Origin of the sequence: Rhizobium viscosum (genome assembly GCF_014873945.1) — a bacterium.
Taxonomy (GTDB): domain Bacteria; phylum Pseudomonadota; class Alphaproteobacteria; order Rhizobiales; family Rhizobiaceae; genus Rhizobium; species Rhizobium viscosum.
The window spans coordinates 2336037-2362290 of the sequence record NZ_JADBEC010000002.1; the positions used below are offsets into that span (position 1 = coordinate 2336037).

Genomic DNA, 26254 nt, shown 5'->3' on the forward strand with positions numbered 1-26254 from the left:
CGGCGCAGGCCTCGCCGGGCTCACTTGTGCGGCAGCGCTCGGGGCCAAGGCACTATGACCGGCTGCATCTGCATAGAGAGGAGAAATCCAGCCCGGGAATGACGGCCTGTATTTCTGCGGGTTCAACGCGGCCTCCACAGGCCTGTTGCGTCAAATCGGCATCGAGGCCGTCAGCATCTCCCGATCGATAGCAGAGCGTTGAACGCAGAGGAGCCCAAGACTTTGGCAGTGTGCGGTCTACCCCGCTCAGAGAAGCGGGCGGCACAAATCGATTTCATCCCGGATCGGAATCCCGTGATCGCCAATGTCGGGAATGGCGGGCTTCAGTAATCGCGCCTCATGAACTGCACCAGGCCGCACTCGCCGCAGCTCGAAGCCGCGTCGTTGATAGAAGCGCAGCGCGGCGAGGTTGTCGTTGGTCGTCATGACCCAAAGGGACGCAATACCCTGTTCTCGCAAAACATCGGCCAAGGCTTCGATCAACAGGGTACCGACCCCCTGGCCGGGAGAGACCGCGTCCAGCGACATCAATTCTGCATCGTTGCCCTGTAGCCGATACGTCGCCAGCCCGCGCTCGGGGTCGGCCACCAGCGCTGGAAGCGCCAGCAAGTCGAAGGCTTCGCCGTGAGCGATGATCGTCGTGCCACCCCATCGTTGCACGAGGAGTTTCGCAATCCAGTCAGCATCCTGTTTGGTAGCTGCGCGAGCCGTCATGCCCTATCATACCAAGGGTCAGGCCCTGTGACCATCGTGTGGAGGTCCCGGGTCAATCCGCCGGGGCCATTCTCGGTGGCTGGATCAACGCCCAGATGCGTCAGCCAGCACCACATGCTGACGCGATGGAAAAGCGTGTAGAGCCAAAGCGCCCGCTTGATATCGGGATGATCGACGGGACCATAGCCTTCAAGAATGGGTCTATAGCTGCGCGGGTCTTCGTGTGCCGAACAGAAGAGGACCTTGGTAAGATCAAAGAGCCTGTCTGCTGCCCGTGCATTGCCGAAATCGATAAGCCCGCTGAGCTGAAGCCGGCCTATGTCGTCACGCAGGGCCAGCACATTGCCTTGGTGGAAATCGTCGTGGCAGAGCACGGCACCGCTGCTTTCCCCCAGAAGGCCGAAGCTTCCTTCTGCTAGTTGCTGCAGACGCCGCCCGAGATCGGCATCGCCGCCCAAATCGCGGAAGCGCCGGAACACGTTTTCGAACGCTGACGTCATATACTCCGCATTCGTCGACATAGGTTTATAAATCCCTTCGCCGAGTACGTAGCCATAGGCAGGCATCGGCATTGCATGGATGCGTCTCAGCAACTCCCCCATCTGGCAGTAAGCATTTTCAATATCCGGCTCAGCCATCCAGTCGCGCAGCGAGCGGCCGGGCAGCAGCGGCAGCAAGGCGTAGCGCAGCGGCAGGAGGCTTCGCGACTCGTCGATCTCAAGCCACTTTGGAACGAGCGCTGTCATCTCCGCGAACCAGCCCGCCACAAGCTTCTCCTTCGCCGGCGCCCATTCGGGTTCGTCAGGATAGATCTTGAGCACTAGCGGTTCGCGGTTCGCTCCGGCAAGTTCGATCCTGTAGACTTCCGTGCTGCCGCCGTGCAGACGGGAAAAGCCGCCGGCGATAAAGCTGGGATCGAGGCTTTGGACGATCCGCTGAACGGTTTGCCTATCAAGCTCCAGGGTTATCCGTCTTTCTGGTGCCATGTCTGAGGGCCTCTGCGCGATGCCCGTGGCTGATTTTGAGAGGCGGTGCCGGGAATCGCCACACGGTCGGTCGGATGGCGCAACGATTGATTCAGAGTGCTTTGACTTGTCTTGTTGGTCAATCTCGGTCGGCGGAAATTATGCTTTGAAGCTGGACGAACTGCTGGAAGTCGGAATGTGTTTCAGGGAAGATCTCGACGCCGCTGCACTGGACTGGCGATCATTGAGCCGAATACCCATATAGGCGTCAGCGGAGCGCACCCGACGATTCCCGTCCATCTCGCGCATTTGGAAAGGACATGTCCATGACAACGGAACGTGCAGTACTTGCTGGCGGCTGCTTCTGGGGAATGCAGGACCTTATTCGACGACTGCCCGGCGTTGTTTCAACGCGTGTCGGTTACACGGGTGGAGAAGTCCCCAACGCAACCTACCGCAATCACGGCAACCATGCCGAAGCGATAGAGATTATCTTCGATCCGCAAAAGACCAGCTATCGGGATATCCTGGAATTCTTCTTCCAGATCCATGATCCATCGACCCGCAATCGTCAGGGCAATGACATCGGAGCAAGCTATCGGTCAGCAATTTTCTATGCTGATGAGGGCCAGCGTCGCATCGCCGAGGACACGATCGCCGATGTGGATGCTTCGGGCCTGTGGCCGGGGAAGGTGGTGACCGAAGTCGTTCCCGTCAGCGATTTCTGGGAAGCCGAGCCGGAACACCAGGACTATCTCGAACGTATTCCGAATGGCTATACATGCCACTTCGCACGTCCGGGCTGGAAACTGCCGAAGCGGCAGTCGAACGTCGCCTAAGCGTCGTCGACCAGGAAAATTGAACGGATCTAACGAGCGGCGGCCTTTCGGGCCGCCGTTTTGATTCATGAGGTCGTTTCAATCCGTCCTATGGCTTCCGCAACATGATCAAACTCTTGTTTGATCATCTCGCTTGCGTGCCGGCCATCGCGCCATTTGACGAGGGCCGCATCTGTCCGGATATGCCGATCTTCGGAACCCATTATCCCGACTGCGTAGGCATGTTTCGGCCTGTTGTCCCGCAAGATATCCACTGCTTCGGCGAGGTCGATGCGAGGAAATTGCACGCTTCGCTGGCGCTTTTTACATCGTAATTGAAGCCACTGAAGATCCTGCATTTTGTCCGCCGACAATGCGGATAACGTATGTTATCGTTTGCTTGAATAGAAGTGATTATCGATGTTCTGAGGGCAGGAGCCGCGTATGACTCGCGACGCGCCAATCGATAAGCAAGGGCGGTCTGCAAGCATCTCCACAGGCGATAGCCGCTCTTCTGAAAATCACGGCGAGCGGCGGGTCGTGACGGCGCTTTGCTATGATCTGGTCGGCTCTACGAATCTCTTCAATCTGATGGATATCGAAGACTATCAGGATCTGTTGGCTGCCTTCCTGCAGGCGGCGCGCCAATCCATCAATGCGCATTCCGGCGTCATCCGGATCGAAGCCGGGGATGGTGGAGTAGCGCTTTTCCCGATCGAGCTCGGACCGAGGGATGCCGCATCGGCGGCGATCCGCGCCGGGCTTGGAATCGTCGAAGCGTGCCAGCGCCTCGCCCGCGATCTCCGGCGCGACGATATGCAGGTGCGCGTGGGCGTCGCGACTTCGATTGCTCTGATCCGAGAGGCACAGCTGCAGAATTGGATACATGAGCCGGTCACGGGTGCAGCACTCGCTCTTGCGACGCGGCTAGAGGCTGCTGCCCAGCCAAATACCGTCTTGGTCTCGGATGAGACCCGAAACCTCGCCGGCCGCTCGCACGCCTTCGTATCGGAAGGCACCCGCTTGTTGAAAGGCTTCTCGGAGCCTGAAAATGTCTGGAGAGCAATCGGCCACAAACGGGAGGTCGATAGGTTCCACGCTTTCGGAAGGCTGGACAGCACGTTCATTGGCCGCGTCGGGGAGCTTGAGCGGATCAGGAAGGCGTGGAAATCAGCCGTTGGCGGTAAGGGCAAGATCCTTGTCATCACCGGCGAGGCCGGTATCGGCAAGTCGAGGATGCTTCGACAGGTCAGGCGAATGATCCATACAGAGCCCGCAAGGTCGCTGCTCTTCCAATGCCTGCCGGGCGGGGCTCGCTCAACGCTTCACCCGCTTCTCAACAGTTTTCCCCAGCGCCAGTCCGACACCGCCGGTGGCGAGCGGCTGACGGCAGATATGGTTGCCGCCCAGTTTGCGCGTCAAGGCATTCACGATCCCGAAGTTATCGACATTTTTTCTCATCTGCTCGGTGCGGATGGGCGCAATGAAGCTTTCTCCGACAGTTCGCCCAAGGCGATACAGCAACGCGCACGACAGGCGCTGTCAAAAGCATTGAGCGTCATCTGCGCGCAAACGCCGCTGGTCATTGCGGTCGAGGACATTCACTGGATCGATCCGACCTCCGAGCATTTGCTGCGCGAAGCGGCCCGGATTGTACCCACGCTTCCCATACTGCTGATCGTCACCTGCCGGCCGGGTTCCCATGCAGGCATGTTCGACGGGGACGAGTTGGAACATATTTCGCTCGGCCCGCTCGATCACGATGAAACGCGGCTGGCGATTGCCGCGCGCTGGCCGAGGGATCGTCAGGACGCGCTACCGCAACTGCTCGACCTAACCGAACGCATATCCGGTGGCGTGCCGCTGTTCATCGAGGAGATATGCCAATGGGCGTCTGAGATAGCGTCCGAAGACGTGATGCGCGTGCCGCCAAATCCGTCCCGCAATCATGTCTCGGCTTTCGAAGGAATCCTGGATTCTCGGCTTGAACATCTGGGTTCGGCCAGAGACGTGGCGCGCGCCGGGGCAGTGGCAGGTGATCGTTTCACCATCTCGCTGCTTCGCGCATTGCTGCCGGACGCGAGCAGGAAATCTCTCCTGCATGCCGCCGAAACGCTTTGCGAGACCGGATTTTTGACCCGAGTGCGTGCTCATGGCGGTGTCGCATATGGTTTCCGCCATGCGCTCATCCAGGAGACGATCTATAACGGTCTGCTCAAAACGCAACGTCAGCTTCTCCATCGCCGCCTGTTTACGGCCGCAAACAGCAACCGTCCGATCGCGAACTGGTTGGATGCAGGCGCACTTGCCCAGCACGCAGAGTCCGCGGGCCTTCGGGAGCACGCGATTTCGTTGTTCATAACGGCCGGAAAGGAACACGCCAGCCGCTCGGCAATGGTGGAGGCGCGCCACCATTTTGAGCGCGCCCTGGCGCTGTGTGAGACCATGCCCGGAGGTGCCGCCGATGGCTTGTATCTCTCGGTACTAACTGAACTCGGACCGCTCCTGACGGCAACGGTGGGTCCCAATTCGGCACCGGCGCGGATTCTATACGAAAAAGGCGTCGAAGTTGCGCGCCGCCAAGCGAAAGAAGACCAGCCCAAGTGGTTTCCGGTCTATTGGGGCTGGTGGCTGACCGGACAGAACTTCATGGAGATGCGCAGCCGTGCCCGTGAGGTTCAGGTCATGCTGTCAGGAATTGCCGATCGCGAGATCGAACTACAGGTCAATCATTCGATCTGGGCGATCGAGTTCAATGTCGGACGGCAGGAGGATGCCCAAAATGCGATACGGGCGGGGCTTGCGCTTTATGACGATGAGGCGGCCAAGGCCAGCCGCAATGTGTTCGGCGGCCATGACGCGAAGGTTTGTGGTCTCGGACAACTGGCGCTATCCCTCTGGCTGACGGGTCAGACCGAGGCTTCGAGCAAGGCGCTTGCCGACATGGTCGCCTTTGTGGACAGCATCGCCCATATGCCGAGCAAGGCGCACTCGCTGGACACCGAGGCAGTATCGGCATTCTATCGTAACGACCATGCTCGTCTGATCGAGATTTCCGGCAGGATGGGTGATTTTGCGAAAAAGCATGAACTGCAATCCCTGTCGGCACTCGCAATGCTCTTTCGGGGATGGGCGACAGCGCATGTCGAGAACCTGTCTCGCGGTCATGAGATGTTTCGCGCGGGCCTAGCGCTTCTGAAGGAGCTAGGAACCGTCGCCGATCTGCCGATCTATCTCTACATGCATGCGACCATGCTCGGTCATGCCCGTAAGTATGAAGCAGCCATCGAGGTCGCCACCGATGCTATTCGTGAAGCGAGGGCAACAGGCCATGGTTACTGGCTTGCCGAACTCCACCGCCGTCGCGCACTACTGCTATCGAGCGCCAAGGCGGAGACGCCGGCTCTCCTCTCGGATCTGAAGACCGCGATTGCCATAGCGGAAGAACAGGGCGCGACTGCCCTGTTGCACCGGGCGCAACGGTCCGTGAAGGAGCTTGGCTTTGCTGGCGAATTCTGACGTTTGCCCGACAGGCGTGGGTGAAATGCTCTCGGCATTTTATGCCGGGATCAAGGACGGAAGCGCCTCTCTTACATCTCCGGAATCGGACCCCGAAGATGCGGAGGCTTATTTCCGTTCCCTGTTGCCGCTCTGCCGTCGCGCCCGGATCACACGCATTGCCGATCTGACCGGCCTCGACCGGATCGGGCTTCCAATCATCCAGGCCATACGACCGGCGGCATTATCGGAAGTCACCTCGCTCGGTCGTGGGATGTCCAAAGTGTCTGCTGCAATCGGAGCGATCATGGAATCGCTCGAGCGATTCTACGCCGAGGCAATCCCTGCTCCTCGTGTCTTTCTGTCGACCGCAGAAAGACTGGAGATTGGCGCCGGATTCTTCGATGGTTTCATCCCCGGTGCTTCTCGCGAAAATTGGCGTGAGCGCGAGATCGCCTGGATCATGGGCGTTGATGTTACGACCGGTGCTCTCACGCCCGCGCCGTTTGAACTTGTTCATACGGTCTACACCGATCCGCCACCACCGCACGATGGCGTGTTTCTGCGCACCACGACAGGCCTTGCATGCCACCGGACGGACCTTGCCGCCTTGCTGCACGGGTTGCTGGAATGCGTAGAACGGGATGCGATGGCGCGCGCTTTCGAAACCCACGGCCTTATGGACCGGATGAGGCTGCCGTCGTCAGGACTGAGCGCGGCAGTTCAAGATCTTCTGTCACGCCTCGCCGGGCATGGAATATCGGCCGCCTTCTGGTATGCGCCGTCGCCGGCACGGATCCCGGTCGCCTGGTGCCAGACGATTGAAGCTGGCGAAGGCGAACCCACGCTCACTCTGCCGACGGAAGGTTATTGTGCCGGTCTTGATATTCATCAGGCGGCGTTCGGCGCCTTGCTTGAGGCACTGGCGGCCCGCGCCGGCGCGATATCCGGTGCGCGTGACGATCAGACGCGGAGACATTATTCGCGGCCGAGGAAGGCAATGCTTCTCGACGCACGCGATCTCATACTTGGCAAGAACGCTTCAACGACTGATTTTCCGAGTGTATTGCCGCCGGTTACCGACTTTGCCGATCTCCTGGGGCGCATCATCGTCGCTGGACTGGGGCCGGTTCTCGCTGTTCCAATCGCTTCGCAGAACGATCCAAACGTTCATTGCGTACGCACTATCCTTGCAGGCATGCGACCTTTTGCAGTCGAGCGGTGAGGATCCGGGATGGATCAGAAAGCGGACGGCCCGATACTTGTCTTTCTTGGCCCGACCTTGCGCTTGCCGGAGGCGCAACGCATTCTTGACGCCATATACCTGCAGCCCGTTTCGCAGGGGGACATCATCCTTGCTGCGCACGCATTTCGCCCGAAAGCGATGGTCTTGATCGACGGTTCTTTCGAAGACAGACCCGCCGTGCGCCACAAGGAAATTCTCTGGGCGCTGTCGCAGGGCATTGTGGTGATCGGTGCGGCAAGCATGGGCGCGCTCCGGGCCGCAGAATTACACCCGTTCGGAATGATTGGTGTCGGCCTCATCTATCGTTGGTACAGACGGTGGCCACTGACGGCGGAAGATGCGGTCGCGGTCCAATGTGGACCTTCCGAACTCGGCTTCACGCCTCTAACGGAGGCATTGGTCGATCTTCAGCGCAGTTTTAAGGCGCTCTTTCGTCGCGGCCTGATCTCGAAGGCCGAGATGGATTCCGGGATCGCGGCGGCCCAGCGGCTTAATTTTCGGCAACGCTCCCTCCGAAAGGTGCTGATTGCAGCGCAATGGCTGCCGGAGAAGGCGCCCTTGCTTCGCAGCCACCTGATTATGCAGAAGAAAACCGATGCCAGATTGGCACTGCAGCTGGCCCCTGCGCTGTCGAAGTTAAAATTGGAAAAGTTGCCCTATACGATAACCAATACTTTCCTTCGTGATCTGGAAGCCGGATCTATTGACATCAATTTAATTAGAAATTACTAATTTAATAAATTGCCATATAACTCATCTCATCGAGTAGTTGAGCTATGGAATTGTATCCTGACATATCACTTGAAAAGTCCGAGCCGGCTCTTGGGACGCGATGCTGGATATTTCCCCAGCCGCCTTTTATCCTTGGTTATGAGCAGCCGGATCGTGTCTGGCTGTCGATATTGCCTGACGAGATTGGTGATGGTCCGAGCGACATATCGATGTATGTCGCTGATCCGCTGTTCGACAAGGAACCCTATGGTTTCAGCGGTCTGCCCCCTTATCGCGGCCCTCAGCGACGGTCGGTCCCGTCAGGCCCGGACCGCCATTTCGATAGCATGGACCCAAGATCGCGCGATTATCTCGGTGTCCATGCCTATGCATGCATTCACTTCGTTCTGGATGTCTGGCGCAATTATCTTGGCCGGCCGATGCATTGGTTCTTCTCCGATTTCTATCCGCGGCTCGAAATCGTTCCCTTTGTTCGGTGGAACAACGCACATGCAGGCTTCGGCTTCATCGAACTCGGCTGTTCGGAAGCTGCGGGCGAACAGTCGCCTTACGCGCTGAATTTCGACACGATTGCTCATGAGATCGGCCATCTCGTCACGCTCTCGCAGACGGGACTCCCCGGCAATCTTTCCCGTGACGCGGATTTCTTTCCATTCTCCGAGGCCATCTCGGATAGTATATCATTGATTTCGTTTCTGCATTTCGATTCCGCCATTGACCGGCTGCTGCGCAGGACGAAAGGAAATCTGCTGCTTTACAACGAACTCAATCGCTTTGCGGAGACGAGCCCGGAGACACAAATCCGTCTTGCGACCAACTTTCGGCGCATGTCTGAAGTCACGAGCGAGGCTCATGATCGCTCACTGCCTCTTCTCGGTGCGATCTTCGATACGATCGTCGAACTCTATCACCGGGAACTGGTCGCCAGCGGCTGCGCCGATCACCGTCTGCTGTCAGTCAATCTTCGCGACCTGACGCAGGATGAGTTTGACCGGTTTCGGCAAACGACGGCGGAAGCTTTTCGCGACAGACCGCTCTTCTTCAAGCTCGCCTTGATCAAGGCGAGGGATTCAGTGGGAGCGGCAATCGGTGCTGCGCTTCACAGGCTGGATCCGGACACGATGCATCTTGGGGATGCCGCGCTGGCGATCGCCTCAGCCGCGGATCTACAGGCTGCCGCGCAACTGGAGGAGAATTTTGTATGGCGTGAAATCATCGGCTCGAGGTGAGCCGGAACAGGAGGGGAAAATGAGCTGCTGCTCCGAAAATCCGTTCATTGGAACAGACGATCTGCCATTCAATCCAAGTGAGGTTCGTCTCTATGGACGAAACGAATATTGTCTACCCGGGGATGCCCCGAAGCGGCCTGAAGCGGCCCAGGCAAAACCGATCCGGGATGGCGACGTTGAAGCAGGCAAGGATAAAATCAAGCTTAAAGTCGGCAACTGCTTCATTCTGATCGATCCCGGCAAGGTCGAGATAGAGAGCATCGGTGTGATCTATGGCTATGCCTATGAGGGCCATTGCTACAAGCTCCCGAAGCCGCGGATCATGTATCTCCCGGTCAAGGCCACGGAAATACCGGGGGATGACTGCGGATGCGATTGCGGCTACTCGAACGCACTTGGCTATTCCGTCTGGTCGTTGGACAAGCTCGAACGCGTGATCGCGCTCGATGTCCGTTCTGACGACATCAAGACGCTGATCCTTGATGAAAACCTGCCCGGCAACCGCTCGCCGCTCGCCTACGCACAGACGCAATCGCTGGCGCCGCAGCGGCTTCGCGATTGAGACCAGGCAAGCGTCTGGATTAAGACCGGCTGCTTTCCTTTCGAAGCCTGGGTGGGAGATAGGACATCACCCGCTCGTCTCGTTCCGACGCCGCGCGGCAGTCCGTCTTCAAGGGAGGGGCTCTGCGCTCTGTGCGGACGCGTCGGCGTCGATAGTGCCTGCCGGCAAAGTTACTGGACATCGCTGCATCAGAAGTTTAGTAGGTGCCACGCTAACCGGTCGCAGCCCACCCGGTTCAACAAAACAAGGGATCCTAAAATGAAAGTACTTGTCGTCTGCTCAGGCGGACTTGATTCCGTTTCGCTTGCATACAAGATTGCGGCGAACCACCAACTGATCGGCCTGATCTCCTTCAACTACGGTCAACGGCATGTCAAAGAGCTGGAATTCGCGGCTCTCTGCGCGCGAAGGCTCGACGTGCCACACGACATCATAGACATATCGAACGTGGGCAAGCATCTGACCGGCTCCGCCCTCACGGACGATGTCAAGGTTCCTGACGGGCACTACGCCGAAGAGACGATGAAGGCAACGGTCGTGCCGAACCGTAACGCCATCATGCTGTCGATCGCGTTCGGCCTTGCCGCTGCTCGTCACGCAGATGCCGTGGCGATTGCAGTCCATGGCGGAGATCACTTCATCTACCCGGACTGTCGGCCGGGCTTCATTTCGTCGTTTGAGGTCATGCAACAGCATGCCCTTGAGGGATATGCCGATGTCAGCCTGCTCGCTCCCTATGTGAACGCCACGAAGGCCGACATTGTCACCGATGGCGCGAAGCATCGGACGCCTTTTGAAGAGACCTGGTCTTGCTACAAAGGCGGCCGTTTCCACTGCGGGAGATGCGGTACATGCGTCGAGCGTCGTGAAGCTTTCCATCTCGCCGGTGTCGAGGATCCGACCGTCTATGACGATCCGGATTTCTGGATTGCTGCGACCGGTGCATTCAGAGCAGAGGAGGCAAAGTAATGTACCGGATTACCAAGGAATTCCATTTCTCCGCCTCGCATCAGTTGTCCCACCTTCCTGACGGCCATCAGTGCGCGCGTCTCCATGGCCACAATTACATAGTCGAGGTCGAGCTTGCCGCCTCTGAGTTGAACGAGGATGGCTTTGTCCGTGATTATCACGAGCTTTCGCCACTCAAGCGCTACATCGACGAGAGCTTCGATCACCGGCACCTCAATGATGTACTCGGCCACGACCGGGTGACATCCGAATGGCTCGCCAGGCATTTTTACGATTGGTGCAAGCAACGCCTGCCCGAGACGTCTGCTGTCAGGGTGAGCGAGACGCCAAAGACATGGGCGGAATATCGTCCATGACAGGCAGGGAACAAAAGATCCGCATCAGCGAAATTTTCGGACCGACGATCCAGGGGGAAGGGCCGCTCATGGGCCTTCCGACCGTCTTCGTCAGAACGGGTGGCTGCGACTATCGCTGCGAATGGTGCGATACCCTCCATGCCGTCGACAGCGCCTTCCGCGACGAGTGGACGCCAATGTCGGTCGACGATATCTGGTCGAAAGTGAAATCGCTCTCTCAAGGCTATCCGCTGATGATTTCCCTGTCCGGTGGAAACCCGGCGATTCAGCCGCTCGGGCCGCTGATAACCAGGGGAAAGCGCGATGACTATCAATTTGCTCTGGAAACGCAGGGATCGATCGCAAAGGACTGGTTTGCAGAGCTGGATCATTTGATCCTCAGTCCCAAACCACCGTCTAGTGGTATGGAATTCAAGCTGGACGAATTGAGGGACTGCGTGAGAGCGGCTCGCAACGGCCCCGCGATTGCGATGAAGATCGTTATCTTCGATGAGGCTGACTACGCCTTTGCAAAATCCGTCGCGAAGGAATTCAAAGAGCTTCCGATCTTCCTGCAGCCAGGCAACCACACGCCGCCGGTGGAAGACGAAGCCTTGATTGATATTGAGGGTATTCTCAACCGCATGCGGTGGCTGGTCGACAGGGTTGCCGCGGATCGGTGGTTTAATGCGCGCGTTCTCCCGCAGCTCCATGTCCTGCTTTGGGGAAACATGCGGGGTGTGTGATCAACTTTGAGGAAGGTTACGGCCCGCCGTGCAGAAGCGGAAGCACCGATCTACTGATCGTTTGTTGCGCTCGAACACGCATCAGTTCTCGATCTGTTGGTCCGAAACAACGCTGACGATGACCTCGTCGCTTCCGTTCGGATAAAGTGGCAGGTCGAGCGTAATCGCTTCCCGGCGCTCTGGGGACGATGCTTTGAAGAACTTTCTGGCGCGCCCCTGTCCATTCCCTTCTCCGGACGCTTCAGCATGCGTCTCGCTGACCAGGCGTCGTTCGAAGGCCGCAGCATCGATTTCCGCGAACGCCATGGTACAGCTTTCGACGGTGTTGTCGCCTACGGACGCCCGCGCCACCACCAGCGCCCTGAATGGTACGTCTTCGCCAGCACTCAGATTCCAGCCCTCCAACGCGACAGGATTTTCCATCGGCACCAGACTTGTAGTCATATCCTCTGCAAGCGCGGGCCAATCCCTTTCCTTTGCTGCTGCGACCGTCCGTTGAAAATCCGTTCCGCGATTGAGGCAGCGTTCCTTGAACTGGTCAAAGGGATCCGGCTCGGCTGCCGCAACGACATCGGCAATGCTGGCAAAAAGAAACGTAGTTGCGAAGCCGTATGTCATCCATCGCATTAAAACCATGGGGTCTGCCTGTGCCCTTCGTCGGTTGTCATTGCGCCGCCCATATCTATCATCCCAATGAAAAAGGAAAAATCATGTCTCTCCGGATATCCGGCCACCCACGTTAAGAGCCCATCGAACTGCGTTTGGGGCTCGCCGCCCCGAATGCCTCTTTCCCTGATATTGGGGGATGTATGCCTCTTCGGACAGATCGATCCCGATCAAAGTGACGCGGTTGAGAACCAAGTTTGCTAACTGGCGGTAGACCCCTTCCATGATCCACAGTCGTTGCCAGCTGCCTGGCTGCGGAACTAAGTGTCATCCTTCAATTGGCCCAGAAAGCGGGAAGAGTTCGGTAGATATCTCGCCCTCAAACGCGTCGAGGTTCACACCGAGGTTAAGTAATCCCGCCCTTCGGCGGACATTTGATCGCCCTCAATCGGCTGGAAGATCAACCAACAAACACCTACATATTGAAATGGCAAAGCATCGCGTTCGCGACTAATCCAAGCGGCCAAGAGCCACGCGATGACAAAGGCCTCATATCAGTCGTCCTTTTGGACGGCACAAAAATGAAGAAACGAGACCCGCCATATGATTTTACTGATAGTCGCGGTGGTGATCGTTATCGTCTTCTTCTTCCTGTTTCCAAAGCCGACGCTGGTTACCCTCGCCGCACTCGTGGTCGTGGGCGGCGGTGTTGCGACCTTCATCTACTTCCAGCAAACAAACCGCGATGGATCGAGCGCCTCGATAGAAGGCACAAGCAGTGGAACTAAGGGATGCGTAGATCCTGCTAGGCCAGTTTTCGTTCGGCTTTTCAATGGTTCCGGGCAGCAGGTGGATGTCGTCCGCTTCCGGCTGATCGCAAAACGTCGCGGCTTCAGCATTGAGTATTATTCCGACCACCTCACGAGCTATAAAATTATCGAGCCTGGCGGCACCTATGACGACTGCTGGGCGCTAAACCAATATCGAGGCTTGCAGACTTTGCCGGATAAATTGACACCACAGGAGCTGGATTGGTCGGTCGAAATATCATCGGTTGAGTTCGCAAGTAATCGGTAGGCGTGGCGGTTCCGCCCTTGTGGAGAAGCGAGCTTGAATCATCTTATCGTGGGAGCCGAGTTAAGACCGCTGTCCACTGATCGAGGCCCAGTCCGTTGCAATGAGCGCTCACGGGACTAGCTTTTAAACCACGTAGCCCTTTGAAACGGCGGAGTGACGAAAAGGAAAGCAAGGTATGTGCCGAAATATCAAGCCGCTATTCAACTTCGATCCACCAGCGACGGACGAGGAAATCCATGATGCGGCGCTTCAGTTCGTACGCAAGTTGAGCGGAACCACCAGGCCATCAAAACGCAATGAGGCCGCTTTTGAACACGCGGTGATGTCGATCGCGAAATGCGCCACGGAGCTACTTAATTCGCTGGAGACCTCTCAACCTCCTCGCGATCGCGACGAAGTGGCCGCGAAAGCGCGGGCACGAGCAGCGACCCGGTTCGCCTAAGAAAGCCGCCTTCCAATTCCTCCATTTGGTGGTGGTTCGCCCTCCCACCTAGAGAAAACGATTCTCTTGCGGGCAGGAGCGGCCGCCATGCGGACTTGAGATCAGAAAGTAACTCATTGGACCAAGCTAAGGGAACATGGTGCAAACCAATGGCCAGCCTGGAAGATTGAGACCAGCATCGCCACGATCGTAAATACCGGCTTGACGCCCCTTCATCTTTGAGAAATGCTAAGATGTCAGACCAATTTTTTTGGGTCGACTGCCTTAGAAAGAACCTGGGGAACCATGAAGGCAAATGATCGCGACAGGCCGGTGATCCGGCCGCTTCCGGCGATGGACCGCGCCCGTCAGGTGACGGAAGCGCTGGCGCATTATGTCGAGGATGCCCGGCTTCAGGCGGGCGACCGACTGCCGGCGGAGCGTGAATTGATGGCAGCCCTCGCCGTCGGGCGGTCTACCATTCGTGAGGCAATCCGCCATTTTCAGGCGCTCGGCGTCATCGAGACGCGCAAGGGCAGCGGAACTTATCTGCTGAAACCGGTTTCCCGAGATACGGTCCATATGCCGCTGTCGCTCGATACGACGCACCAGCGTGATGCACTTTTACAGACGCTAGAGGTTCGCCGCGGTATCGAATGCGAAGCCGGCATGGTGGCCGCCCGGCGGCGAACTGCCAGAGATCTCGCGATCATCGAGGAAAAGCTCGACGAAATGGAGCGGGTGCATATTGCCAAGGGTACGTCCGGGCCGGAAGACCTTGCTTTCCATCTTGCTGTCTATGACGCCACGCACAATCCGCTGTTTCGGCAGCTGCTCGAGCAGATGCGCGAAACCTTCGAACGGTTCTGGTCGCATCCCTTTGACCGGCAGGATTTCGCCCGCCGGTCCTTTCCCTTTCACCGCACCCTTTTCAACGCCATTGCCGCCCAGGACACCGAGGCGGCGCGGCGTGAGACACTGAAAATCCTCGACGTGGTCGAGGAAGACATCAAGGAAATGTCCCGATGACTGACGGCCTCGAACCGTTCGACCTCGCTTCGCTGATCACCGCCCATGACGAAGGCAACTTCGCCGAGGCAGTCGTTCCGCCGATCTTCCAGACATCGCTTTTCACCTTCTCCGATTACGACGACATGATCGCCTCCTATCGCGGCGAAAAGGTGCGACCAATCTATACGCGCGGGCTCAATCCGACCGTGCGCATGTTCGAGGAAATGCTGGCAAAGCTCGAAGGTGCCGAAGATGCGCTGGGTTTTGCAAGCGGCATGGCGGCGATCTCGTCTGCGGTGTTGAGCTTCGTGGAGCCGGGCGACCGTATCGTCGCCGTCAAGCATGTCTATCCCGACGCCTTCCGCCTGTTCGGCATCATCTTGAAGCGCATGAAGGTCGAGGTGACCTATGTCGACGGCCGTGACGAAGAGGCCATCGCCAAGGCGCTGCCGGGTGCGAAGGTTTTCTATATGGAAAGCCCGACAAGCTGGGTGATGGAAGCCCACGATGTCGGCGCGCTGGCGGCACTCGCCAAGAGGCATGGCGTCGTCACCATGATCGACAATAGCTGGGCGAGCCCATTCTTCCAGCGGCCGATAACACTCGGCGTCGATCTCGTCATCCATTCAGCCTCCAAATATCTCGGCGGCCACAGCGATGTCGTTGCCGGTGTCGTTGCCGGTTCGAAGGAGATGATCGCCCGCATCAAGGCAGAATCCTATCCTTATCTCGGCGGCAAGCTATCGCCCTTCGATGCCTGGCTGCTGATCCGTGGCCTTCGGACCCTGCCTTTGCGCATGCGGGCGCACGAGGCGGCGGCCATGACGATCGCGCAGCGCCTGCAGGCGCTCGACGTGGTCGAGCAGGTCTGCCATCCGGGCCTCGCCAACCGTCTGCCCGCAGGCCTCAACGGCACGTCGGGTCTCTTCTCATTCATATTCCGCGAAGGCATCGACATCAGAGCCTTCGCCGATCACCTCAAGCTTTTCAAACTGGGCGTAAGCTGGGGTGGGCATGAAAGCCTGATCGTACCGGGCGAAGTTGTGCTGCAGCAGAAGGCACAGCCGAATTCCGCACAAGCCTTCGGCATCAGCCCGCGATCTGTGCGCCTCCATATCGGCCTCGAAGGAACCGAGGCGCTGTGGAGGGATATCGAGGAGGCGATCGCCGTCGCTTCTTAATTGAAACCTCACAACAACTACGGAGGGGAACCAAAAATGAAAAAGCTTATTCTCTCAACGCTCTTCGCCACGATGATGGCGGGCACGGCTTTCGCGGATACCACGCTGAAGCTCGTGGAAGTCATCACCAGCCCCGAGCGCACCGAAACGCTGAAGTCGATCGTCGGCAAGTTCGAAGCTGCCAACCCCGGCACCAAGGTCGACATCATCTCGCTGCCCTGGAACGAAGCTTTCCAGAAGTTTGCGACCATGGTTTCGGCCGGCGATGTGCCCGACGTGATGGAAATGCCCGATACCTGGCTGTCGCTCTATGCCAATAACGGCATGCTCGAAAGCCTTGAGCCCTACCTTGCGAAGTGGGAGCATACCAAGGAATTGACGCCGCGCGCGCTGGAACTCGGCCGCGATGTCAACAACACGGCCTATATGCTGCCCTACGGCTTCTATCTGCGTGCCATGTTCTACAACAAGAAGCTGCTCGCCGAAGCCGGCGTCAAGGAACCGCCGAAGACGATGGAGGACTTCACCAAGGCGTCCGAAGCCGTCTCCAAGCTCTCGGGCAAATACGGATACTGCATGCGTGGCGGGCCTGGCGGCCTGAACGGCTGGATGATCTTTGCCGCCTCCATGGCCGGCGACAATAAATACTTCAAGGAAGACGGCACCTCGACCATGAACAGCGAAGGCTGGGCAAAGGGTATCGAGTGGATGGTCGATCTCTACAAGAAGGGCTATGCGCCGAAGGACAGCGTCAACTGGGGCTTCAACGAAGTCGTCGCCGGCTTCTATTCCGGCACCTGCGCCTTCCTCGACCAGGATCCGGATGCGTTGATCGCGATTGCCGAGCGCATGAAGAAGGAAGACTTCGGCGTTATTCCGCTGCCGAAGGGCCCGGCCGGCAAGTCCTATCCGACCATCGGTTACGGCGGCTGGTCGATGTTCACGACGAGCCAGAACAAGGATCTCTCCTGGAAGCTGATCGCGACCCTCGAAGGGCCGGAAGGCAATATCGAGTGGAACAAGAAGATCGGTGCTCTGCCGGCCTATACGGCTGCCGAGAAGGATCCGTTCTACGCAGGTGACCAGTTCAAGGGCTGGTTCGAGGAGCTCGCCGACAAGGACACCGTTCCGACGGTCATGCCGACCTATCTCGAGGAATTCGCCTTCTTCAAGGATTCCATGGCGATCAAGACCTCGCAGCAGGCACTGCTGGGTGACATCTCCGCCAAGGACCTCGCCGATCAGTGGGCCGATTACCTTACAAAGGCACAACAGAAGTTCCTCGCCAAGAAGTAAGGCGACCTCACGCAAACGGCGGCGGAAACCTTCCGCCGCCGCTCATGCAACGACAGACGGCGCGCCGAAGCGCCGCAAGGGGAAGTATCGGGTAATGACCATCACCGCCGACACGCTCGAGATGCGCCACGACCGCCGGCCACGGCTGCGCCGTCTGGCCGATGCCTCGGAACCTTACCTCTACAGCGCGCCCTCGCTGATCCTGATCATTGCGGTCATGCTGGTGCCGCTGGTGGTCGGCATTTCCTATGCCTTCCGTGATATACAGCTGCTCAACCCCTTCTCCGGCGGCTTTGTGGGGGTCGAACATTTCCGCGAGCTGTCCCGCGACGCGGCGTTTTATGGTGCCCTCAGAAATACGCTTTGGTGGACCGGCGCTTCCGTTATTCTGCAGTTCATCTTCGGCCTTATCCTCGCACTTCTACTCGATAAACCATTCTGGGGCAGGGGTGTCATCCAGGCTTTGGTCTTCCTGCCCTGGGCGGTGCCGTCGTTTCTTGCCGGCCTCAACTGGGCTTGGCTCTTCAATCCGGTCATCGGGCCGATCCCGCACTGGCTCTTTGCGCTTGGGCTGACGAACGAGCCGGGCAATATCCTCTCCGATCCGCAATATGCGATGTGGGGACCGATCATCGCCAATGTCTGGTGGGGCATTCCCTTTTTTGCCATCACGCTGCTTGCGGCCCTGCAGGCGATCCCGCGCGATCTCTATGAGGCCGCTTCGATCGACGGTGCCGGCTGGTTCCAGCGTTTCTGGTCGATCACCTTGCCGTTCCTGGCGCCGACCATCGCCATCACCGTCATGCTGCGCACCGTCTGGATTTCGAACTTCGCCGATCTCATCGTCGTCATGACCGGCGGCGGCCCGGCGGACAGGACACAGATCGTCGCCAGCTACATTTTCACCCAGGCGTTCAAGCGGCTCGATTTCGGCTACGCCTCGGCGATCGCGCTGGTGCTGCTGATCCTGCTTCTCGCCTATTCCATGCTGATCATCCTGCTGCGGCAGAGTCTGCTGGCCAAGGATTGAGCTATGAGACGTTCCATTCTCCCCACTGTCGCGCATCGCCTGGCGATCCTCGTCTATGTCGTTTTCGCGCTCTTCCCGCTCTTCTGGCTCCTGAAGGTCTCGGTCACGCCGAATGACCTGCTCTATACGGAGGGCGTGCGCATGTGGCCGTCGCGGACCACGTGGAAACATTACAGCTTCGTGCTGGAGCACAGCGCCTTCCCGACCTTTTTTAAAAACAGCGTCATCGTCTCCGCTTCGACGGCGGTGACAGTGACGATCTGCGCCTCGCTGTCGGGCTATGCGCTGTCGCGCTTCAGCTTCCGGGCAAAATATTGGATCGTCGGCCTGATGCTGCTGACCCAGATGTTCCCGCTCGTCATGCTTGTGGCGCCGATCTTCAAGATATTGTCACCGCTGCATTTGACGAACAGTCTGACGGGTCTCGTCATTGTCTACACCGCCTTCAACGTGCCCTTCGCCACCTTCCTGATGCAGTCCTTCTTCGATGGCATTCCGAAGGATCTGGAGGAGGCGGCGATGATCGATGGCGCCACCCAGTTCACGGCCTTCCGGCAGATCATCCTGCCGCTGACGCTGCCCGGCATTGCGGCAACCCTGGGCTTCGTCTTCACGGCGGCCTGGAGCGAGCTGCTTTTCGCCCTGATGCTGATCAACGGCAATGACGCGGCGACTTTCCCGGTCGGTCTTCTCACCTTCGTTTCGAAATTCTCCGTGGATTTCGGGCAGATGATGGCTGCAGGCATCATGGCGCTCATTCCGGCCGGCCTCTTCTTCCTGCTCATCCAGCGTTATCTCGTTCAGGGCCTGACGGCCGGCGCGGTCAAGGGTTAGTCACATGGCATCGATCGACATCAAGAATATCAAGAAATCCTATGGTCATTTCCCGGTGCTGCATGGCGTCGACCTGGAGATCAAAGACGGCGAATTCGTCGTGCTGGTTGGCCCTTCAGGCTGCGGCAAGTCCACGCTGCTGCGCATGATCGCGGGCCTCGAAGACGTCACCGGCGGCGAAATCCGCATTGCCGGCAACCGGGTCAACGAGCTGCATCCGAAGGATCGCGACATTGCCATGGTCTTCCAGTCATACGCGCTCTATCCGCACATGAACGTCGCCGGCAATATGAGCTACAGCCTGAAGCTCAGGAAGACGGCGAAGGAGAAGATCGCCAGTGCGGTGGCGAGTGCCGCCTCCAAGCTCGGCCTCGATCCGCTGCTGGAGCGCCGACCAAAGGCGCTCTCCGGCGGCCAGCGGCAGCGTGTCGCCATGGGCCGGGCAATCGTGCGCCAGCCGAAAGCCTTCCTGTTCGACGAGCCGCTGTCGAACCTCGATGCGCGTCTGCGCGAGCAGATGCGTGCCGAAATCAAGAAACTGCATGGCGACCTCAAGGCAACCTCGATCTACGTGACGCACGACCAGATCGAGGCGATGACGCTGGCGGACCGGATCGTCGCCATGCATGGTGGCGTTGTGCAGCAGGTCGGCAGCCCGTTGGAGCTTTACGATCGCCCCGCCAACCTCTTCGTCGCGGGTTTTATCGGCTCGCCCGGCATGAACTTCCTCGACGCGAGCTACGAGGCAGGCGGTGTGAGGCTCAAGGACGGCACGATCGTGCCGCTCGGTAAGTCGCTGTCCTTGTCCAACGGCGAAAAGGTGACGCTTGGCATCCGGCCTGAACATGTCGTCATGACAAATGATGGGGCCGGGATTACCGCCGACGTCGAGCTTGTCGAGCCGACCGGCTTCGGCATCATCCTGCATCTTTCTCTGCATGGCCTGCCGTTCAAGATCTTCACGCTCGATCGTGAGGCGTTGACTGCGGGGCCCAAAGTCCATGTCGCCTTTCCGGCCAAGCATCTGCATGTGTTCAACGCTGAGGGCAATCGCGTCGATTGAAGGGAAGGAAGGCGATAGTATGCAATAGTCGCTTTTGGCATACTGCCTTCCTCAGGGATCGAGGGAGGCGATATGCTTGTTGCGCAGATATCCGATATCCATGCTAGTCCAGATAGTCCGTCGCTGCTCACATTCGAAAGAGCAATTGATTGGTTAAAGGCTTTCCGGCCGGATGTGCTTGTCCTGACCGGCGACCTGGTGGACGACGGATGGCAACAGGGCTATCGCCAGATTGCGGAAAGCCTGCATGCGCTGGATTTTCCCACCTATCTCCTGCCTGGCAACGGCGATGATCAATCGGTGATGCGAGCCGAGCTTGCCGAAGTTGGCAGGTGGGGAGGCACGTCGGGGGCGATGCATTTCCAGGCGGCTCTCAATGATGCGACCCTTATTGGCGTCGATGTAACGGTAGCCGGCCAAAGCCATGGCGATATCCGGCCGCATCTGTCGTGGCTGAAGAGTACGCTCGCCGATGTTGCGACGCCTTTTCTCCTCTTCATGCATCAGCCGCCGTTCGGCATCGGCATAGAAGTGCTCGATCAGGTCGGGTGCAGAAATGGCGAGGCGCTTCTTGAGCTTTTGAACGGGGGGAGATCTCCGCCACTTGGAATTCTCTGTGGCCATGTTCACCGGCCAGTTTCCAGCAGAGCGGGCTTGATTGCCCTCCAGACATGCGGCTCGCTTTGCCCGCCCAATCCGCTTCTTTTGGGAGATCGGGCCGATCTTGCCGTTCTCGATGCTCCCTCCTTTCTGGTGCACGATGTCAGGAGCGGCCGGCTGCTATCGCATGTAGTATCGATGCAGACGCTCGCCCGCGCTTAGTCCGCTGGGAGCGGAAAAGAGCTTTCATCACAGGGCCTTCGATGGCTATATGGTCAGATGATGATCATGCTGGAATGGATATTATGACAGATACTGTTCTCGACCGTTTTCTGCGCTACGTCGTCATCGACACCCAATCCGATCCCGCCTCATCCACGCAGCCGACCACCGAAAAACAGAAGGATCTCGGCCGGGTTCTGGTTGGGGAGCTCCTGGAGATCGGCCTTTCGGATGCTCATCTCGATGAATATGGCTATGTCTATGCGACTATCCCGGCCAATACCGACAAGAGCGTGCCGGTCATCTGCTTCTGCTCGCATATGGACACCGCGCCTGACTTCACCGGCAAGAACGTCAAGCCGCAGATGGTGAAGGCCTATGCGGGCGGGGATATCCAGCTTCCCGGCGATCCAACCCGGGTAATCCGCGTTTCAGAACATCCTGAGCTGAAGAACCAGATCGGCAACGATATCGTTACGACCGATGGAACGACCTTGCTCGGCGCCGACGACAAGGCGGGCCTGGCGGAAATCATGACTGCCGCTCAGATCCTCGTCGACAATCCCGGAATCAAGCATGGCACGATCAAGATCCTCTTCACGCCGGATGAGGAGGTCGGCCGCGGCGTCAACAAGGTCGATCTGAAGAAGCTCGGCGCGGAATTTGCCTATACGATGGATGGCGAAACCGTGGGCCATATCGAGGACGAGACCTTCTCGGCAGATAGTGTCGATATCGTTATCGCCGGCGTGGCAATCCATCCGGGTTTTGCCAAGGACCGGATGGAAAATGCCATCAAGATCGCCGGCGCGATTATCGACCGGCTGCCGAAGGAGATCGCCCCTGAGGCGACCGAGGGAAAGCAGGGCTTCATCCATCCGACGGGTGTGGCGGGCTCGATGGAAAAGGCTGCGATCAGCCTCATCATTCGCGATTTCACCGAGGAAGGTCTGACCGAAAAGGAGACCATGCTCGAAGCGGTCGTCAAGGATGTGATGAAGGCCTATCCGGGTTCGTCCTATCGTTTCGACGTGAAGGAACAGTACCGCAACATGAAGGTTGTGCTCGACCGTCACCCTGAGATCGTCGAGAATGCCATCGAAGCGGTGCGCCGGGCGGACATGACGCCGGTGCGTGGCAGCATCCGCGGCGGCACCGACGGTTCGCGTCTTTCCTTCATGGGCCTGCCGTGCCCCAATATCTTCGCTGGCGGTCACGCTTTCCATTCGCCGCTCGAATGGGTCAGCCGTCAGGATATGGAAAAGGCTGTCAGGACGATTGTGGAGCTCGCCAGGGTCTGGGAAGAGCGCGCTTAGCGCTCTTCATCCTTCTCAAATCAGCCGCCAGTTGCCGGCATGCCTGGCCGCAGCATCACGCTGTCATAGGCAGGGCGTGGTGTCGGGATGGCGATCGGCGCGCCGGGTTCAGGCTCGATCACAGTCATCACTGCAGGCGTTGGCAACGGGTTGATGCTTGCCGTCGCTGCGGGATCGGGAGACGGGATCGGTACCGGAACCTCCGACGGAATCAGCACCTCGAACTGTGGCGGCAGCATGCTCTCGCCAGGTACATAGTTCATAGCGACTTCGTAGGAAGGCAGCGGTGGCGGCGTTTCGAGCGTGCCATCTTCGTCGCGCTTCTCGTAGAAGGCGTTGCCGCCCGCTACTGTCACATAGTGCATGTTATTGTAGGGGAATTTCAACCCGGCCGTGTGGAAGAACATCGCGTCCTTCACGGCCGGATGACGCTCGCCGCTCAGGATCGCGTCAGCCGCAGTCGTAAGCTCCGGCTCTGCCTGCGGCTTGACCTCGCGCGTCATGACGCCAGGCGCAAACTGTCTCTTCTGGGCCACGACGCCACAGATGGAATCGGCGTAGGCGCCGGAGGTCAGCCTGTTCATGACCACACTGCCGACGGCCAGATAGCCAGCCTCATCCGAATGCTGCGATTCGAAGTACATAGCTCGCTTCAGGCAGTCGCGATCCTTGGGGGTGTAATTAAAAGTGACTTTGGCTGGTTGAACCTGTTTTGTTTTGGTTTTTGCCGGCGATGCCGCCGACTTCGATGTTGTCGTGCAGCTCGCCGCTGCAAGTCCTACGAATAAAATCCCAACCAGGGATTTTCCAAAGGAAATCTCCGCCCTCAACGCCAGGTGCCTCCTATTGGAATTAGTCCAGCCCTTTTCGATCTTAGCGAAAACGTTTTACCCGGCATGTGACAAAAATACAAACAACCGGAGATAACAAAAATAACAAAGGGTTCCCGCCGAAATACGATTCTGGCGGGAGCCGGTATTGCGCTGATGTCAGTTGCGGAAAAGCTTCCAGCGCGTCGGCTTGAAGGCAACACGCGACCGGTCGAGCCTGTCGGCCTCGCTCGGCGGAAGCTCGATCTCGATATGCGGCCGGTCCTTGCCGATGTTGAGTTCGATATGGCGGGTGCCTGCGACGCGCCGGCTGGCGACCGGTTGGCCGGCAATGCAGTTCTCGGCTGATTCGCAGAGCCGGACATCGTGCGGGCGGAAATAGAGCTGTGCAGCCCCATCAGCCTCGCTCTCGGCGTTGAGGCCCAGCGAGCGGCCTTCGAAACGGATATCACCACCGGCGACTTCCACCTGCAGGCAATTGGACTGGCCGACGAAGCCGAAGACGAAGGGCGAGTTGGGGCTGTCATAGACCTGGTCCGGCGTGCCGACCTGCTCGATCGCACCCTGGCTCATGACGACGACGCGGTCGGCAAGCTCCATCGCTTCATCCTGATCGTGGGTGACGAAGACGGTCGTATGGCCGGTCCGGTCATGGATTTCGCGCAGCCATTTGCGCAGGTCCTTGCGCACTTGCGCATCGAGCGCGCCGAAGGGCTCGTCAAGCAGCAGGACGTTCGGCTCGACCGCCATGGCGCGGGCGAGCGCCACGCGCTGACGCTGGCCACCGGAAAGCTGCGCCGGATAGCGCTTTTCAAGACCAGAAAGCTGTACGAGATCGAGCAGTTCCAGCGCTCGTTTGCGGATCTCCGCCTTCGGCGGACGGCGCGATGCATTGCGCACTTTCAGGCCGAAGGAGACGTTGTCGAGCACTGTCATATGGCGGAAAAGCGCATAGTGCTGGAACACGAAGCCGATATTGCGCTGCTGGACCGTCTTTCTGGATGCATCTTCGTCGCCGAAGAAAATCTGGCCGTCGGTCGGGCTTTCGAGGCCGGCGATGAGACGCAGCAGCGTGGTCTTGCCAGAGCCCGATGGGCCGAGCAGTGCGATGAGTTCGCCTGAGCGGATGTCAAGCGAGACATCGTGCAGCGCCGGAAAACGATCGAATTCCTTGCGTAGGTTTTGGACGCGTACTTCCATTCTAATTCCTTCAGTGCCGCCGGCTGGCGGCGATTTCGGCGCTATAGCGCATTTCCAGCAGCGTCTTCAAAACAAGCGTGACGAGGGCAAGCAAGGCCAGAAGCGAAGCGACCGCAAAGGCTCCGGTGAAATTATATTCGTTGTAGAGGATTTCCACCTGCAACGGCATCGTGTTGGTCTGTCCGCGAATATGGCCCGATACGACCGACACGGCGCCGAACTCACCCATGGCGCGGGCATTGCAGAGCAGCACCCCGTACAGAAGGCCCCATTTGATGTTCGGCAGCGTGACGTGCCAGAAGGCTTGCCAGCCGCTCGCTCCGAGCGAAAGAGCCGCCTCCTCATCCTGCGTTCCCTGTTCCTGCATGAGCGGAATGAGCTCGCGTGCAACGAAGGGGAAGGTGACGAACATAGTGGCAAGGATCAGCCCGGGGGCTGCAAACAGGATCTTGATGTCATTGGCGCTCAGCCACTGGCCGAGCCAGGTGTTGGCACCAAAGAGCAGCACGAAGACAAGGCCCGAGATAACAGGCGAAACCGAGAAGGGCAGATCGATCAGTGTGGTCAGGAAAGCCTTGCCCTTGAATTCGAACTTGGCGATGGCCCAGGCCGCGGCTACGCCGAAGGCAAGGTTTAAAGGCACGCTGACGCCGGCGACGATCAGCGTCAGACGGATCGCCGAGAAGGTTTCGGCATCCTGAAGGGCCGTGAAGAAAGCACCGGCCCCCTTACGAAAGGCTTCGACGAAGACGGCTGCAAGCGGCAGGAGCAGGATCAAGAGCAGGAAGACGAGTGCGACGACGACCAGCGTGATACGCGCGACCTTGCTCTCGGTGACAGCCGAATGAACCTTGTGCGGTTCGATGGTCGAAACGGTTGCGGTAGCATTAGACGCCATAACCGTACCTCCGCCTGCTCCAGCTCTGGATGAGATTGATGACAAGCAGCATCGTGAAGGAGATGATCAGCATGATCGCCGCAATGCCGGTCGCTGCCGCGTAGTTGTATTCTTCGAGCTTGATGACGATCAGCAGCGGCGCGATTTCCGATTTGAACGGCAGGTTGCCGGCAATGAAGATGACCGACCCGTATTCGCCGACGGCGCGCGCGAATGCAAGGGCGAAACCCGTCAGGACTGCGGGCGCAAGGCCCGGCAGCAGCACGCGCGCGATTGTCTGGAAACGATTGGCGCCGAGTGTGGCGGCAGCCTCCTCCACTTCCTTGTCGATCTCTTCCATGACCGGCTGGACCGTTCGCACGATGAAGGGCAGGCCGACGAAGATGAGGGCGACGACAATGCCGGCCGGCGTGAAGGCGATCTTGATGCCGAGTGGCGTCAGGAACTGCCCGACCCAGCCGTTCGGGGCGTAGAGGGTGGTCAATGCGATGCCGGCGACGGCCGTCGGCAGGGCGAAGGGCAGGTCAACCATGGCATCGATAACGCGTTTGCCGGGAAACCGGTAACGAACCAGGACCCAGGCAAGGATGACGCCAAAGACGACATTGAGACAGGCGGCGATGAAGGCGCAGCCGAAGCTGATGCGCAGGGCGCTCAGCGTTCGCTGGTCGAATGCAATGCCGAAGAACTTCTCCCAGCCGAGTGCGCTCGACCGCCAGGCGAGGCCAGACAGTGGGATAAGGACGATGAGGGTAAGCCAGATCAAGGTAAGGCCGAGCGCCAGTCCGAAACCCGGAATGACGCTCGGCCGCTTGAACCGCCACCGTGTGGGGTTATGTGCGCTCATAAGACCTA

General features: G+C 58.7%; 27 protein-coding genes. 19 read left to right on the forward strand and 8 right to left on the reverse strand.

Going from position 1 to position 26254, the window contains the following annotated elements; translation table 11 throughout:
• Positions 1–246 precede the first annotated feature (246 nt).
• Together H4W29_RS31650 and H4W29_RS31655 are read right to left on the reverse strand one after the other, a co-directional pair.
• The gene (locus tag H4W29_RS31650; RefSeq protein ID WP_192732692.1) at positions 247–714 is read right to left on the reverse strand and encodes a GNAT family N-acetyltransferase; all 468 of its coding nucleotides are present in this window, start codon (positions 712–714) and stop codon (positions 247–249) included.
• A complete protein-coding gene (locus tag H4W29_RS31655) occupies positions 711–1700 on the reverse strand; it encodes a phosphotransferase family protein (protein WP_210332394.1) in 990 nt (329 codons plus the stop codon). The genes H4W29_RS31650 and H4W29_RS31655 overlap by 4 nt, the downstream gene beginning before the upstream one ends.
• Positions 1701–2005: 305 nt before the next feature.
• Between H4W29_RS31655 and msrA the strand changes: the two genes are divergently transcribed.
• On the forward strand, positions 2006–2518 hold the full coding sequence (msrA, locus tag H4W29_RS31660; RefSeq protein ID WP_192732693.1) for a peptide-methionine (S)-S-oxide reductase MsrA: 513 nt from the start codon (positions 2006–2008) through the stop codon (positions 2516–2518).
• A gap of 65 nt (positions 2519–2583) precedes the next feature.
• Here the strand turns inward: msrA and H4W29_RS31665 are convergent, their stop codons facing one another.
• A complete protein-coding gene (locus tag H4W29_RS31665; protein ID WP_192732694.1) occupies positions 2584–2856 on the reverse strand; it encodes a hypothetical protein in 273 nt (90 codons plus the stop codon).
• Between the two features lie 85 nt (positions 2857–2941).
• Here H4W29_RS31665 and H4W29_RS31670 point away from each other — a divergent pair, with 85 nt between their 5' ends.
• From H4W29_RS31670 to queE, 8 genes are all read left to right on the forward strand, one after another.
• Positions 2942–6016, forward strand: coding sequence for an ATP-binding protein (locus H4W29_RS31670; protein WP_192732695.1), 3075 nt, complete (start codon positions 2942–2944; stop codon positions 6014–6016).
• Positions 6017–6041: 25 nt separating this feature from the next.
• Positions 6042–7220 (forward strand): YcaO-like family protein, encoded by a 1179-nt coding sequence (locus H4W29_RS31675; RefSeq protein WP_192732875.1) that lies wholly within the window; start codon positions 6042–6044, stop codon positions 7218–7220.
• Between the two features lie 9 nt (positions 7221–7229).
• On the forward strand, positions 7230–7973 hold the full coding sequence (locus tag H4W29_RS31680; protein WP_192732696.1) for a TfuA-like protein: 744 nt from the start codon (positions 7230–7232) through the stop codon (positions 7971–7973).
• A gap of 44 nt (positions 7974–8017) precedes the next feature.
• Positions 8018–9202, forward strand: a complete 1185-nt coding sequence (locus H4W29_RS31685; RefSeq protein WP_192732697.1) for a gluzincin family metallopeptidase — start codon at positions 8018–8020, stop codon at positions 9200–9202.
• Positions 9203–9221: 19 nt separating this feature from the next.
• The gene (locus H4W29_RS34610) at positions 9222–9764 is read left to right on the forward strand and encodes a hypothetical protein (RefSeq protein ID WP_246517521.1); all 543 of its coding nucleotides are present in this window, start codon (positions 9222–9224) and stop codon (positions 9762–9764) included.
• Between the two features lie 258 nt (positions 9765–10022).
• Entirely contained in the window at positions 10023–10733 is a 711-nt protein-coding gene (queC, locus tag H4W29_RS31695) for a 7-cyano-7-deazaguanine synthase QueC (protein ID WP_192732698.1), read from the forward strand.
• Positions 10733–11089, forward strand: a complete 357-nt coding sequence (gene queD / locus H4W29_RS31700; protein WP_192732699.1) for a 6-carboxytetrahydropterin synthase QueD — start codon at positions 10733–10735, stop codon at positions 11087–11089. The genes queC and queD overlap by 1 nt, the downstream gene beginning before the upstream one ends.
• The gene (gene queE / locus H4W29_RS31705) at positions 11068–11814 is read left to right on the forward strand and encodes a 7-carboxy-7-deazaguanine synthase QueE (RefSeq protein ID WP_192732700.1); all 747 of its coding nucleotides are present in this window, start codon (positions 11068–11070) and stop codon (positions 11812–11814) included. The genes queD and queE overlap by 22 nt, the downstream gene beginning before the upstream one ends.
• Before the next feature lie 81 nt (positions 11815–11895).
• Here the strand turns inward: queE and H4W29_RS31710 are convergent, their stop codons facing one another.
• Positions 11896–12450, reverse strand: coding sequence for a hypothetical protein (locus H4W29_RS31710; protein WP_192732701.1), 555 nt, complete (start codon positions 12448–12450; stop codon positions 11896–11898).
• A 573-nt stretch (positions 12451–13023) separates the two neighbouring features.
• Between H4W29_RS31710 and H4W29_RS31715 the strand changes: the two genes are divergently transcribed.
• The 10 genes from H4W29_RS31715 to pepT all read left to right on the forward strand — a co-directional run bounded on the left by H4W29_RS31715 (position 13024) and on the right by pepT (position 22471).
• On the forward strand, positions 13024–13497 hold the full coding sequence (locus H4W29_RS31715) for a hypothetical protein (RefSeq protein ID WP_192732702.1): 474 nt from the start codon (positions 13024–13026) through the stop codon (positions 13495–13497).
• 175 nt (positions 13498–13672) lie between these two features.
• Entirely contained in the window at positions 13673–13939 is a 267-nt protein-coding gene (locus tag H4W29_RS31720; RefSeq protein WP_192732703.1) for a DUF2277 domain-containing protein, read from the forward strand.
• A gap of 285 nt (positions 13940–14224) precedes the next feature.
• Positions 14225–14947 carry a FadR/GntR family transcriptional regulator gene (locus H4W29_RS31725; RefSeq protein ID WP_192732704.1) on the forward strand — a complete coding sequence of 241 codons (723 nt, stop codon included), beginning with the start codon at positions 14225–14227 and terminating at the stop codon, positions 14945–14947.
• A complete protein-coding gene (locus H4W29_RS31730; protein ID WP_192732705.1) occupies positions 14944–16110 on the forward strand; it encodes a PLP-dependent transferase in 1167 nt (388 codons plus the stop codon). Before H4W29_RS31725 ends, H4W29_RS31730 begins: the two co-directional genes overlap by 4 nt.
• Positions 16111–16146: 36 nt before the next feature.
• Entirely contained in the window at positions 16147–17406 is a 1260-nt protein-coding gene (locus H4W29_RS31735) for an ABC transporter substrate-binding protein (protein WP_192732706.1), read from the forward strand.
• 94 nt (positions 17407–17500) lie between these two features.
• Positions 17501–18436 carry a carbohydrate ABC transporter permease gene (locus H4W29_RS31740; RefSeq protein ID WP_192732707.1) on the forward strand — a complete coding sequence of 312 codons (936 nt, stop codon included), beginning with the start codon at positions 17501–17503 and terminating at the stop codon, positions 18434–18436.
• 3 nt (positions 18437–18439) lie between these two features.
• Positions 18440–19270: a carbohydrate ABC transporter permease gene (locus tag H4W29_RS31745; RefSeq protein WP_192732708.1), complete on the forward strand. Its 831-nt coding sequence runs from the start codon at positions 18440–18442 to the stop codon at positions 19268–19270.
• A gap of 4 nt (positions 19271–19274) precedes the next feature.
• Positions 19275–20333: an ABC transporter ATP-binding protein gene (locus H4W29_RS31750; RefSeq protein ID WP_192732709.1), complete on the forward strand. Its 1059-nt coding sequence runs from the start codon at positions 19275–19277 to the stop codon at positions 20331–20333.
• 72 nt (positions 20334–20405) lie between these two features.
• Positions 20406–21155 (forward strand): metallophosphoesterase, encoded by a 750-nt coding sequence (locus H4W29_RS31755; protein ID WP_192732710.1) that lies wholly within the window; start codon positions 20406–20408, stop codon positions 21153–21155.
• An 83-nt stretch (positions 21156–21238) separates the two neighbouring features.
• On the forward strand, positions 21239–22471 hold the full coding sequence (gene pepT, locus H4W29_RS31760; RefSeq protein WP_192732711.1) for a peptidase T: 1233 nt from the start codon (positions 21239–21241) through the stop codon (positions 22469–22471).
• Positions 22472–22491: 20 nt separating this feature from the next.
• Here the strand turns inward: pepT and H4W29_RS31765 are convergent, their stop codons facing one another.
• The 4 genes from H4W29_RS31765 to cysT form a co-directional block, all read right to left on the reverse strand.
• Entirely contained in the window at positions 22492–23301 is an 810-nt protein-coding gene (locus tag H4W29_RS31765) for a cell wall hydrolase (protein WP_192732712.1), read from the reverse strand.
• Between the two features lie 159 nt (positions 23302–23460).
• A complete protein-coding gene (locus H4W29_RS31770; RefSeq protein WP_192732713.1) occupies positions 23461–24501 on the reverse strand; it encodes a sulfate/molybdate ABC transporter ATP-binding protein in 1041 nt (346 codons plus the stop codon).
• Positions 24502–24511: 10 nt separating this feature from the next.
• Entirely contained in the window at positions 24512–25399 is an 888-nt protein-coding gene (gene cysW, locus H4W29_RS31775; RefSeq protein ID WP_192732714.1) for a sulfate ABC transporter permease subunit CysW, read from the reverse strand.
• Positions 25389–26246 carry a sulfate ABC transporter permease subunit CysT gene (gene cysT, locus H4W29_RS31780; RefSeq protein WP_183742727.1) on the reverse strand — a complete coding sequence of 286 codons (858 nt, stop codon included), beginning with the start codon at positions 26244–26246 and terminating at the stop codon, positions 25389–25391. Before cysT ends, cysW begins: the two co-directional genes overlap by 11 nt.
• Between the last annotated feature and the right edge of the window lie 8 nt (positions 26247–26254).